Source organism: Geobacillus proteiniphilus, assembly GCF_001908025.1.
GTDB classification, from domain to species: domain Bacteria; phylum Bacillota; class Bacilli; order Bacillales; family Anoxybacillaceae; genus Geobacillus; species Geobacillus proteiniphilus.
Genome location: NZ_MQMG01000004.1, coordinates 87,966 through 100,852, shown reverse-complemented (window position 1 = coordinate 100,852; position 12,887 = coordinate 87,966). Strand labels below are relative to the sequence as shown.

Below are 12,887 nucleotides of genomic sequence, written 5' to 3'. Positions count from 1 at the left end.
AGGGGATGAATGGATGGAAACGACATGGGCAGCCGGCAAGATGGCGCCGTTTCGCCAAGGGGTGCAAGCAGGAGTAGCGATCGCCATCGGCTATATGCCGATCGCGCTGGCGTTTGGGCTGCTCGCCAAAACAACCGGACTGACGTTCGCCGAGACCGTGCTCATGAGCATTGTCGTCTTCGCCGGCGCCTCGCAATATATCGCGTTAAGTCTGCTTACCGCTGGCACCGGGGTGTTTGAAATCGTGTTGACGACATTCATATTAAACATTCGCCATTTTTTAATGTCGGCGTCCCTTAATGAAAAGGCTGAGCCGGATGCACTTTGGAAAAAAGCGCTGTACGCCTTTGGCATTACCGATGAAACGTTTTCGGTGGCGGCGATGAAAGAAGGAACGATCAACGCCTCGTATATGTTTGGGCTCATTGCCATGGCGTATGGCAGTTGGGTCGTCAACTCGGGCATCGGTTATGCCGCTGGGTCCGGTTTGCCGGAAAGTTTGCAAGAAAGCATGTCGATTGCCTTGTATGCCATGTTTATCGGCCTGCTTGTTCCAGCGTTGAAAAAGCAGCGGAAAATCGTCTGGCTGGCGGGGCTGTCGGCTTTATTCAACTCGATCGGCACGTTTGCTCTTCACTTGTCTAAAGGCTGGTCGATCGTTTTGGCTACATTGTTGTCGGCCATCATCGTTCAATGGCTGACGAAGGAAGGGGGAAACGGCGGTGAATAGCACGATCGTATGGATGATCATCGGCATGGGGGTCGTTACTTATTTGCCGCGCCTGTTGCCGTTTGTGTTGCTCGGCGGCGTCGAGCTGCCGTCGTTTTGGCAAGGAGTGCTGAAAAACGTGCCGTATGCGGTGCTTGGGGCGCTCATTATTCCTGACGTTTTTTTCGTCCAAGATGATCTTTGGTTCGGTGTCATCGGTTTTGCAGCGGCCGTCATCACAGCTTGGCTTGGGGCCAACGTCATGATCGTCGTGCTTGCGGCGGTTGCGGCGCTCAGCCTGTATTCGTTATTTGTTTAAAAAGGGAAGCGGACATCGCTTCCTCTTTTCCTTTTGCGACAGGTATGCAAACTCGCTGTTTGGTTATGACAATTCCTCCATAATCGCCTCATATACCTCATCGACATGAAATCGAGATGTCCCCATGCCGATTTGTTTGACGACACGCCCGTTGCGGCCAAGCAAGTAGGCGAGCGTCGTGTGTACGATCATGCCGTTGCCCGGGTCGCGGTATTGAAAGTGGAAGGCGTCCGCTACTTTTTTCGTGTCTGCTTCACTGCCGCGCAAAAACACCCAACCTTGTCCGTCGCTCATGACTCCAAACGCATTGGCATATGTCTGCAGCTTTTCATTCGTATCGCGCGCCGGGTCGATCGTGATCGTGATGAATTCCACCTTGCTCCCAAATACCCCGGCTTTTTTTAGGCGATCGCGCAGTTTTGCCATTTGCGCTGTCGTATTCGGACAAACATCCGGACAGTTTGTATAAATAAACTCGACAAGCCGCACTTTCGGCGGAAGGTCGCCAAACTCATATGATTTTCCCCATGCTGTTTCCATCGTCACGTCATTTGGAAGCCGCATCGTCGATGGCTGGTAGACAGCAAAGTACAGGATGCCGACGCTGATGCCGATGATGACAAGAGAGGTAGCTAACGTATACCATTTTTTCACCATTCATCACTCCTCAATATGATCATATCAAAAAGATTAGCGAAAAAATCGCGATGTTTATGAACAATATGCGACTATTTTCCTAATTAAAAAAAGTTTCAAAAAAAAGGCTTGCACTTTCGTTTTTCTGTTATATAATAAAATCGTAAATAATAATAATGTAATATAACAATAGAGAGATGGGGGAAGGAAAAATGGCGTCATTTGCTGAACGTGTCCGGCAATTAGAAGAAAGTTGGAAAAATGAGGAGCGCTGGAAAGGGATCGTCCGTCCGTACAGCGCTGAGGATGTCATTAAACTGCGCGGCTCGCTTGACATCGAGTATACGCTCGCTCGACGCGGGGCGGAAAAATTATGGAAGCTGCTTCATACAGAGGATTACGTCGCGGCCCTTGGCGCGCTGACCGGAAATCAGGCGGTGCAGCAAGTGAAAGCAGGCTTGAAGGCGATTTATTTAAGCGGCTGGCAAGTGGCGGCCGACGCCAACCTCGCCGGACAGATGTATCCGGACCAAAGCCTGTATCCGTCCAACAGCGTTCCGCATGTCGTCAAGCGAATCAATCAAGCGTTGCAGCGCGCGGATCAAATTCAATACTTAGAAGGCAGCGGGGACGTGGACTACTTTGTGCCGATCGTCGCTGACGCTGAGGCGGGGTTCGGCGGCCAACTGAACGTCTTTGAGCTCATGAAGGCAATGATTGAAGCCGGAGCGGCTGGCGTCCATTTTGAAGACCAGCTGTCATCGGAGAAAAAATGCGGCCATTTAGGCGGCAAAGTGCTTTTGCCGACGCAAACGGCGATTCGCAACTTGATTGCGGCGCGGTTGGCCGCCGATGTCATGGGGGTTCCGACGGTGCTCATCGCACGCACCGACGCGAACGCTGCTGACTTGATCACAAGCGACATCGACCCGCGTGATCAAGAGTTTATCACTGGAGAACGGACACCGGAAGGCTTCTATCGCACAAGAGCCGGTTTGGATCAAGCGATCGCCCGCGGACTTGCCTATGCGCCGTATGCCGACCTCATTTGGTGCGAGACGAGCGAGCCGAATTTGGATGAGGCGCGCCGGTTTGCCGAAGCGATTCATGAAAAATTCCCAGGCAAGTTGCTGGCGTACAACTGCTCGCCGTCGTTCAACTGGAAGAAAAAATTGGACGACGAAACGATCGCCAAATTCCAGCAAGAGCTCGGTAAAATGGGATACAAGTTCCAATTTGTCACTTTGGCTGGCTTCCATGCGCTCAATTACAGCATGTTCGAACTGGCGCGCGGCTACAAAGAACGCGGCATGGCGGCGTACGCCGAGCTGCAGCAAGCGGAATTTGCCGCCGAGAAGTACGGCTACACGGCGACGCGCCATCAGCGCGAAGTCGGCACGGGCTATTTCGACGAAGTCGCCCAAGTGATCTCCGGCGGCCAATCGTCAACCGTCGCTTTGAAAGGATCAACCGAAGAAGAACAGTTTACGACAGCGTAATGCAGACCGATCGCAAACGAAGACGAAAGCCCGGCTTGACCGGGCTTTTTTCGTGTATAAAAGGAAAAAGATGGAGCATCCTATAGGCGTAGGGAGGCGATGGGATGGAAAAAAACAAAAGCAACCTGCCGGAGCTGATGCCTGCCGAGTTTCGCGTCAGTACGGATCTTCATGTTGAGCAATGGTCGATGAATGAAGAGACGTATGCCGGCGACTCGGTCGGCGAACATACCGCGTTGGAACAGGCGAATGAATATTTGGCGGCCAAAGAAATCAGCCAAACGTTCGAAAATTCCTAGCAGCACCCATGACGATTGTCATGGGTTTTTCATTAGATTTTTTTCAAAATATAGAAAAATATAACTGTTGATGGTATGATAGGAGTAGTGAGCGAGTTGATTAAGGGAGGAGATGAACGGATGAAAGTCAATGAATTCATTGTGTTGGAACAATTCATCGTAAGCCGTTATACGATGGCGATTCTCCCATACTTTTTAAACAGCGATGTATACGCGAAAGTCATTGAAGAGGACGGCGAATATATCATCAAACAAACGCCGATCGATATTATTAAACATAGTTGTGATTATTATGGAAGCAGCTTTCAAGGAAGGAAAGAAGGAACGAAAGCCGTCATCGGCATCACTCATAAAGCGCCGATCGCCATTGAACCGGCCAATGAAATTTACGTATTTCCAACCGCCTCTCCGCGTGACTCCCGCTGCGTTTGGCTCTCGCACATGCACGTCTATCGGTATGAGCCTGCCAAATATGAGCGGACCGTTGTTTATTTCCGCAACGGAAAAAGTGTACTCCTCGACGTTTCCTACAAATCGTTTATCAATCAATTATACAAAACGGCTCAACTCCGGACGAAACTGTCCGAACGGATGGAAGCGAGGGAGCGCAAACTCCAATACATATTTCGCATGCAGCAAGAAAAACAGAGTTAGCTGAACAAATTGATAAAAATGGTTTTTCCTAAAGATGAGTTCAAATTAGGCGCCTGGACGTGTAAAATAAAGATATAAACGGCATTTGAATGGGGAATAGACATGGATATGGAAACAATCAAACAATGGTTCACGCTCGACAGCATCCTTTCCCTGCTCGAACAATACCGCTCTTTCGGCGTGCTTCCCGGCATCGCAGCGACGTTGCTTGAGTCGTTTTTTCCCATTTTGCCCATGTTCGTCTTCGTGATGGCGAACGCAGCGGCGTTTGGACTATGGAAAGGGTTTCTTATCTCTTGGCTAGGCGCTTCACTTGGCTCGCTCATCGTGTTTTGGCTGACGCGGAAAGTGGGGCAGAAGCGTTTTTTTCACTTTGTCCGCCGCCATCCGAAAGTGCGGCAGTTTATGCATTGGATTGAGCGACACGGATTTGGTCCGCTGTTTTTGTTGTATTGCTTTCCGTTCACCCCATCGGCGCTTGTCAATATTGTTGCCGGACTGTCGCGCATCAGCCGCCAGCAGTTTGTATTGGCGGTGCTGCTAGGAAAGATGATCATGGTGTTTACCATCAGTTTTATCGGCTATGACTTGAAGGCGCTCATCCATCAGCCGCTGCGCACGGCGATGATCGCCGCAGTCGTTCTGTTGCTTTGGTACGCCGGAAAACGGGTGGAAGCGCGATTTTCGTTGACGGAAGAACAAGGCGGCGAGGAGGGCGGGGAGTGACCAAGCAAAAAGAAAAACGAGGCCGCCGATGGCCATGGTTTGTTGCCGTTTGCGTTGTCGCCACGCTTCGGTTGTTCGTGTTCAGCAATTACGTGGTGGAAGGAAAATCGATGATGCCGACGCTAGAGAGCGGCAATTTGTTGATCGTCAATAAGCTTTCCTACGACATCGGGCCTATTCGCCGGTTCGACATTATCGTTTTTCACGCCAACAAAAAGGAAGATTACGTGAAGCGGGTTATCGGCCTGCCTGGCGATCAGATCGCGTACAAAAACGACATCTTGTATGTCAACGGAAAAAAAGTTGACGAACCGTATTTGCGCCCGTATAAACAAAAGCTGCTTGACGGCAGGCTGACCGGGGATTTTACGCTTGAGGAGGCGACCGGGAAAACACGGGTGCCTCCCGGCTGCATTTTCGTTCTTGGCGACAACCGGCTTAGCAGCTGGGACAGCCGCCATTTTGGGTTTGTGAAAATCAACCAAATTGTCGGCAAGGTGGACTTTCGCTACTGGCCGTTTAAACAGTTCGCCTTTCAGTTTTAACCTTAATCCTGAAAGAAGTCACTCGCTTTTAAACGAAGTGAAGATTCACAGACCAATAAATGGGTTTGGAAGCGAGGTTGTTCAGTCGTCCGACAGTCGCTGACATGTCGGCTGGCTCCACAAAAAAGAAACAAACGTTAACGTTTCAGATTGCCTCCATATAGCCCGCAGCCGGAAGGGCGTTTTTTTCTTCCCAAAAGCGAACATACGTGCTAAAATAAAACAAATAAAGGAAACGAATGGTGGTGGATACAATGTCGCTGCGGTTTTTGCTCGGGCGGTCAGGAAGTGGGAAAACGGCTGTCTGCCTCGAAGAAATTCGCCGCCAGTTGCAAGAGGATCCAAAAGGAAGGGCGATCGTCTATCTCGTTCCGGAGCAAATGACGTTTCAATGCGAATACGCGTTGATACATACCGAGGGAGTGGGCGGGATGATTCGCGCCCAAGTGTTCAGCTTCACCCGTCTCGCTTGGCGCGTGCTGCAGGAAACAGGCGGCATGACCCGGTATCACATTCATGATGTTGGCGTGCAGATGATGATCCGCAAAATTATTGAGCAACGCAAACAAGAACTGAAACTGTTTGGCCGCGCGGCGGACAAACAAGGTTTTATTGAGCAGCTGAACGAAATGATCACCGAATGCAAACGGTATTGCCTGACGCCGGGCGAACTCCGCCGACATGCCGAGGCGCTCGAGGATGGGCCAAGCCAGCCGGGCCGCCGCTTGCTCGCTGACAAGTTGAGCGATGTCGCGCTTGTGTATGAGGAACTTGAGCGGAGTCTTATCGGCCACTATCTTGATTCGGAAGATTATTTGCGCTTGCTCGCTGAGCATATTCCGCGCTCAAGTTATTTGCGGGATGCCGATATTTACATCGACGGCTTTCATCATTTCGCGCCGCAAGAATATATGATCATCGAACAGCTTCTTCGCCATTGCCGGCGCGTCACCGTTTGTTTGACGATCGACCGCCCGTATGACGACGGAATGCCGGACGAACTTCATCTCTTTTATTTGCCGGCGCAAACATACCGTCAGTTGCGCGAGTTGGCGCTAAGCAATGAGATTGCGATCGAAGAGCCGATCGTGCTTTCGGCCAACCGCCGCCATGAAGACAGGGCGCTCGTTCATCTTGAGGCGCAATTTCACCGCCGCCCGTTGCTTCCATATGGTGCAAAGACCGATGCCATCCATCTTTATGAGGCGTCCAATCGCCGAGCGGAAATCGAAGCGGTCGCACGCGAAATCATCCGCCTTGTCCGCGATGAAGGGGCGCGCTATCGCGACATTGCGCTGATCATCCGCCAGACGGAGGCGTACCGCGATCTGGTGAAAACGGTGTTTTTTGATTTTGGGATCCCGTATTTTATGGATGAAAAAGAACCGATGCACCACCACCCGCTCATTGAACTCGTGCGCGCTGCCTTAGAGACGGTCGTGACGCGTTGGCGATATGAAGCGGTGTTTCGGGCGGTGAAAACGGATTTGCTTTTTCCTGCGGATGGCGATCTGCACATGTGGCGCGAGGCGGCCGACAAGCTCGAAAACTATGTGCTTGCTTACGGAATCAAAGGGGATAAGTGGACAAACAATGAGCGCTGGACGTATCGGCGCTATCAGGCGCTTGACGGTTTGAACGTACCACAGACGGACGAAGAGCGGCAGTTTGAGGACAAGCTCAATGAATGGCGTGAGGCGTTGGCCGCTCCGCTTCGCCGGTTGGAGCGCCGTCTGCGCCGGGCGGAGGACGGACGCGGGTTTTGTATGGCATTATATCTGTTTTTGGAAGAATTGCAGATTCCAAAAAAACTAGAGAAAATGAGCGCGCAAGCGGAAGCGGACGGCCGCCTCGTTGAGGCGCGCCAGCATGAACAGGCGTGGAACGCCGTCGTCGATTTGCTTGATCAATATGTAGAAATGCTCGGAACAGAATCGCTGCCGCTCGTTGAGTTTGTCAAGATTATCGAGGCTGGGCTCGATCGGTTGGAGTTCTCCCTTGTACCGCCGGCGATGGACCAGGTGATCGTCGCTCAGCTTGACCGCTCGCGTTTAGTTGGGGTGCAATATGCGTTTGTGATCGGCGCCAACGATGGCGTTATTCCAGCGAAAGTGAAGGAAGACGGGCTGATGGCCGAAATGGAGCGCGAGCAGCTGCGCGAACTTGGGGCAGCGCTCGCTCCGGGGGGGCGGGAGCAGCTGTTTTATGATCCGTTTTTTGTTTACTTGGCGCTCGTTTGTCCAAGCCGGCGGCTGTACGTCACGTATCCGCTTGCTGATGGCGAAGGGAAGGCGCTGATGCCGTCGCCGCTCATCAAGCAGCTGGCTGAACTGTTTCCGCATGCGCCGGTGCATCTGTGCGGCAACGACCCGTTCGACGCCCCGGCAGAAAAAGCGGAGGCGTTCGTGACCGCGCCGCGGGCGACGCAAACGTATTTGATCAGCCAGCTCCGAGCGTGGAAGCGCAACTACGGCATCGCTCCGCTTTGGTGGGATGTGTATAACACGTTTATCGGCCATCCGGACTGGAAGGAGCAGGTGCGTCATGCCATCTCCGCGCTCTTTTATACAAACGGAGCGGCGCCGCTCAAAAAACAGTGGAGCCGGCGGCTGTACGGCAAAAAAATTCAGGCGAGCGTCTCACGCATGGAGCAGTTTCAAAAATGCCCGTACGCCCATTTCGCTTCGCATGGGCTGCGGCTAAAAGAGCGAAACGTCTTCCGACTTGAGGCGCCGGATGTCGGACAGTTGTTTCATGCGGCCATCAAGCAAATCGCCGACCGGCTGCGCGAACAGCATCTTGACTGGCGCGAACTGTCAAGGCCGGACTGTGAACGGCTGTCGGCCGAAGCGGTCGAACGGATCGCCCCGCTCATCCAGCAGCAAGTGCTCTCAAGCTCTCATCGCTATGAATATATGAAACGAAAATTAAAACACGTCGTTGCCCGTACAACCCATGTGTTAAGCGAGCATGCGCGGGCGAGCGGATTCGTTCCGATCGGACTTGAGCTGTCATTCGGCCCCAATGGCGACCTGCCGCCGCTTCGGTTTCGGCTTCCCGACGGAACAGTGATGGAGCTTGTTGGGCGGATCGACCGCGTCGATAAGGCGGAAAGCAGCCAAGGGGTGCTTCTTCGCATTATCGATTACAAATCGAGTGCGAAAACGCTCGATTTGACGGAAGTGTATTACGGCCTGGCGCTGCAAATGTTCACCTACTTGGACATCGTGCTGACGTATGCCGAACAGCTCGTCGGACAGCCGGCCTTGCCAGCCGGGGTGCTTTATTTTCACATCCACAATCCGATCGTTCAAGCGAAGCAATGGGTGGATGACGAGGTGGAAATGGCGAAAAAGTTGCTTGAGCCGTTTCGGATGCGCGGGCTGTTGCTCGCTGATGTTGAGGCGATCCGACTGATGGACAGCCGAACGGAAGACGGACAATGGTCGCTGATTGTGCCCGCTCAGCTTACGAAAAGCGGGTCGATCCATTCGCGTTCGTCGGTGGCGAGTCCATCCGACTTTGCCGCGCTCCGCCAGCATGTCCGCCGTTTGTTCATCGACATCGGCGGGCAAATCGCCGACGGCGTCGTGTCGATCGCCCCGTACAAGTTGAAAGATAAAACGGCGTGCGAGTTTTGCTCATTTAAACCGGTCTGCCAATTTGATGAGGCGCTCTCCGGCAACGAATACCGGAAGCTTGCCCCGCAAACGAAGGAAGCGGTCATTGAAAAACTAGCGGAAGGGAAGGAAGAATGATGAACGCCACGATTCGCCCGAAGCCGGCTGGGAGCCGATGGACGGATGAACAATGGAAGGCGATCGCCGCGGGCGGCCGAGACATTCTCGTCGCCGCGGCGGCCGGATCCGGGAAAACGGCTGTTCTTGTCGAGCGGATCATTCAAAAAGTGACGGCGGAAGAAGGAGCGGTCGATATCGACCGATTGCTTGTCGTCACATTTACCAATGCGGCAGCCGCGGAGATGAAAGCAAGAATCGGCGAGGCGCTCGAGCGGGAACTGGCCAAGCGTCCGCATTCGCTCCATTTGCGACGTCAACTCAGCCTGCTTCCCCGCGCCGCGATCTCGACGCTCCATTCCTTTTGCTTGGATGTCATTCGCAAATATTACTATTTGCTTGATTTGGATCCGTCGTTTCGCATCGCGGATGAAACGGAAATCGAGCTGTTGAAAGAGGATGTCCTTGAAGAGCTGCTTGAGGAGGAATACGGAAAGCCGGACAACGAGCGGTTTTTCGCTGTCGTGGATGCCTATACGGGCGACCGGAGCGATGCGGAGCTGCAGGAGATGATTGTCGCCCTTTATGAATTTTCCCGCTCCCATCCGGAACCGGATAAATGGTTGGCCGGTTTGGCCACGATGTATGACGTCGATGAGCAGGCGGCTGTAGAGACGCTGCCCCCAGCCCGTTATCTTGCCCAACACGCGGCAATGGAGCTGGCGGCGGCCAAACGGCTGATCCGAAGGGCGCTTGAGCTTGCTGAAGAGCCGGGCGGACCGCGTCCGTACGCGGAGCGGCTGCGCGAAGATCGAGATATGATCACTGATTTGGAAACGCGTCTTTCTGGACCGTGGGCCGAGCTGCATCGCGCGCTAAAGGCGCTGTCGTTTGGGCGGCTGCCGGCCTGCCGCGGCAAGGACTATGACGAGCGGCTGATCGACGAAGCCAAATCGTTGCGTGATCAGGCGAAAAAGAAAGTGGAGGCGCTGCGCGACAATGTGTTTTCGCTCGATCCATCCGTTTGGCTCCGCCATATGCGGGAAATGAAGCCGATCGTTGAAACGATCGCTAACCTTGTCCGCCGTTTTGCCGTCATGTTCCAAGCGGCGAAACGGGAAAAAGGAATCGTTGATTTTTCTGACTTGGAACATTATTGTTTGCATATTTTGCGGCGGCGCGATCCGGAAACGGGCGAATGGCAGCCTTCCCCCGCCGCCTTGGAATACCAGGCGCAGTTTGATGAAGTGCTTGTTGACGAGTATCAAGATACGAACCTCGTTCAAGAAGCGATTTTGCAGCTGGTGAAAAAAGGGAGCGAACGAACAGGCAATTTGTTTATGGTCGGCGACGTGAAACAGTCGATTTACCGATTCCGCCTTGCCGAGCCGATGCTGTTTCTGGACAAATACAAACGATTCACCGCAGACGGAGAAGAAGGGGGGATGAAAATCGATCTTGCGAGCAACTTCCGCAGCCGCCGCGAAGTGCTTGACGGGACGAATTTTCTGTTTGCGCAACTCATGGGGGAAACCGTCGGCGAAATGGTTTACGACGAAGCGGCGCAGTTGAAATACGGCGCTGATTACCCGGAAGGGGAGGATGCGGCGCCGGAAGTTATGATCATCAACCGGCAGCGTGCGGCGGAAGAGGACGAAGAGGAAGCGGCTGAATGGGAAGCGGCGGAGCTCGAGGCGCGGCTGATGGCGAAAAAAATCAAAGAGATCGTTTCCGCTCCGTTTTATGTATACGATCGTCCGAGCGGGCAGCCGCGGCGCGCCATGTACCGTGACATCGTCATCCTTGTCCGCTCGATGACGCATGCGCCGCAGATGATCGAGCAGCTGCAGGCGCAAGGCATCCCGGCGGCCGCGGATTTGTCATCCGGCTATTTTCAGGCGACGGAAATTTCGATCATGCTCTCACTGTTAAAAGTGATCGACAACCCGTACCAAGACATTCCGCTCGCCGCGGTGCTCCGGTCGCCGCTCTTTCGTTTTGACGAGAATGAGCTCGCCATGATTCGCCTCGCCGATCCAAAAGGCACGTTTTATGAAGCGCTCTGTTCGTTTCGGCAAAAGCCGGCGGAAACGGAAGAGGAGGCCAACGCCCAAAGGAAAGCGGCGGCTTTCTTAGAGCGGCTCGAGAGCTGGCGTACGATGGCGCGCCGCCGCTCATTAGCTGATCTCATTTGGCTGCTGTACCGCGATACGCAATTTTACGATTTTGTCGGCGCACTGCCGGGCGGCAGGCAACGGCAGGCGAACTTGCGCGCTTTGTACGACCGCGCGCGGCAGTACGAGTCGACGTCGTTTCGCGGCTTGTTTCGCTTTCTTCGCTTCATCGAGCGGCTGCAAGAGCGCGGCGACGATTTAGGGGCGGCCCGGCCGCTCGGCGAGCAGGAAGACGTCGTGCGCATCATGACGATTCACAGCAGCAAAGGATTGGAATTTCCGATCGTGTTTCTCGCCGGGCTTGCGCGTTCGTTTCATACGCGCGATTTGCATCACCCGTATTTGCTTGATAAAGAGCTGGGTTTTGCCGCCCGCTTTGTCCACCCGCGGCTGCGCATCAGTTATCCCACGCTGCCGCTGTTGGCCATCCAAACGAAAAAGCGGCTTGAACTGCTCGCTGAGGAGATGCGCATTTTGTATGTCGCGCTCACAAGGGCAAAAGAGAAGCTGTATTTGTTGGCGTCGGTCAACGATGCGGCCAAGGAGATTGAAAAATGGAAAAGCGCTGCTTCGGAACGCGGCTGGCTTCTCCCCGACGATGTGCGGGCTTCGGCCCGCTCCTACTTGGATTGGATCGGCCGGGCGCTCATCCGTCATCGTGATGGGGGGGCGCTTGCGGGAATGAAGGCGCCTGAAGAGGTCGCCTCCCACCCGTCTGTATGGCGTGTCTCCATCGTGCCGGCCGCCGATTTGCGCGGCGCAGAGGCTGCGAGGGAGGAGATGGATGGCGGCGTGCTTCTTGCCCTCGAACAAGGACGACCCGTTCCCGTAGAAGGAGGGTGGCGGAAGGAGGTCAAACGCCGCTTGTTGTGGCGGTATTCGTATGAGAAAGAAACGGCCGTGCGCGCCAAGCAATCGGTGTCAGAACTGAAAGAACATCGCGTGCTCTTTGGCGAGCAAGCGGACGAATGGCGGCCGCGACAAGGGACGGCTCCGGTGTTTTCTCGACCGCGTTTCATGCAGGAGAAAACATTGACGCCGGCCGAAAAAGGGACGGCGCTCCATATCGTCATGCGCCATCTTGATTTGCAGGCGCCGCTTGATGAATCGTCGATCCGCAGTCAGATCGTCCGCCTTGTCGAAAAAGAGCTGCTGTCGGCAGAACAAGCAGAGGTGGTCGATCCAGCGGCCATCGCTGCCTTTTTCACTGCAGATCTTGGCCGCCGCCTTTGCGCCGCCCGCGAAGTGCACCGTGAAGTGCCGTTCAGCTTGGGGCTTAAAGCGGCTGAACTGTACGGCGGCGAAGGGACGGAAAGCGGCCGGCGCGTCCTCGTGCAAGGGGTGATCGACTGCGTGTTTGTCGACGAATGCGGCTATGTGATGATTGACTATAAAACGGATGAAGTCGTCCACCGTTTTGCTGGGCAAAAGGAAGAAGCGGCTCGTTTTCTGCTCGGCCGCTACGGGACGCAAATGCGCTTGTACCGGCGGGCCATCGAGCAAATTTGGCGTGCGCCGGTGGCGGAATGCTATTTGTATTCGTTTGACGGCGGGTTTGTTGTGGCTGTTGAGTGATGCAAGGGGGGAAA

General features: G+C 54.1%; 10 protein-coding genes. 9 read left to right on the top strand and 1 reads right to left on the bottom strand.

The window, feature by feature from the left end:
• Positions 1–13 precede the first annotated feature (13 nt).
• The gene (locus tag BRO54_RS02900; protein ID WP_074043067.1) at positions 14–730 is read left to right on the top strand and encodes an AzlC family ABC transporter permease; all 717 of its coding nucleotides are present in this window, start codon (positions 14–16) and stop codon (positions 728–730) included.
• Positions 723–1,028 carry an AzlD domain-containing protein gene (locus BRO54_RS02895; protein ID WP_074043066.1) on the top strand — a complete coding sequence of 102 codons (306 nt, stop codon included), beginning with the start codon at positions 723–725 and terminating at the stop codon, positions 1,026–1,028. Before BRO54_RS02900 ends, BRO54_RS02895 begins: the two co-directional genes overlap by 8 nt.
• A 63-nt stretch (positions 1,029–1,091) precedes the next feature.
• Here the strand turns inward: BRO54_RS02895 and BRO54_RS02890 are convergent, their stop codons facing one another.
• Positions 1,092–1,682 (bottom strand): SCO family protein, encoded by a 591-nt coding sequence (locus BRO54_RS02890; RefSeq protein ID WP_074043074.1) that lies wholly within the window; start codon positions 1,680–1,682, stop codon positions 1,092–1,094.
• 194 nt (positions 1,683–1,876) lie between these two features.
• On the opposite strand from BRO54_RS02890, the gene aceA reads away from it, so the two are divergent.
• From aceA to addA, 7 genes are all read left to right on the top strand, one after another.
• On the top strand, positions 1,877–3,163 hold the full coding sequence (gene aceA / locus BRO54_RS02885) for an isocitrate lyase (RefSeq protein ID WP_074043065.1): 1,287 nt from the start codon (positions 1,877–1,879) through the stop codon (positions 3,161–3,163).
• Between the two features lie 104 nt (positions 3,164–3,267).
• Positions 3,268–3,462, top strand: coding sequence for a hypothetical protein (locus BRO54_RS02880; RefSeq protein WP_074043064.1), 195 nt, complete (start codon positions 3,268–3,270; stop codon positions 3,460–3,462).
• A 120-nt stretch (positions 3,463–3,582) separates the two neighbouring features.
• On the top strand, positions 3,583–4,116 hold the full coding sequence (locus BRO54_RS02875) for a competence protein ComK (RefSeq protein WP_074043063.1): 534 nt from the start codon (positions 3,583–3,585) through the stop codon (positions 4,114–4,116).
• A gap of 102 nt (positions 4,117–4,218) precedes the next feature.
• Positions 4,219–4,842 carry a TVP38/TMEM64 family protein gene (locus tag BRO54_RS02870; protein WP_074043062.1) on the top strand — a complete coding sequence of 208 codons (624 nt, stop codon included), beginning with the start codon at positions 4,219–4,221 and terminating at the stop codon, positions 4,840–4,842.
• A complete protein-coding gene (gene lepB, locus BRO54_RS02865; RefSeq protein ID WP_074043061.1) occupies positions 4,839–5,387 on the top strand; it encodes a signal peptidase I in 549 nt (182 codons plus the stop codon). The genes BRO54_RS02870 and lepB overlap by 4 nt, the downstream gene beginning before the upstream one ends.
• Before the next feature lie 254 nt (positions 5,388–5,641).
• Positions 5,642–9,145, top strand: a complete 3,504-nt coding sequence (addB, locus tag BRO54_RS02860) for a helicase-exonuclease AddAB subunit AddB (RefSeq protein WP_303048384.1) — start codon at positions 5,642–5,644, stop codon at positions 9,143–9,145.
• The gene (gene addA, locus BRO54_RS02855; protein ID WP_074043073.1) at positions 9,145–12,873 is read left to right on the top strand and encodes a helicase-exonuclease AddAB subunit AddA; all 3,729 of its coding nucleotides are present in this window, start codon (positions 9,145–9,147) and stop codon (positions 12,871–12,873) included. Before addB ends, addA begins: the two co-directional genes overlap by 1 nt.
• Positions 12,874–12,887: the final 14 nt, after the last annotated feature.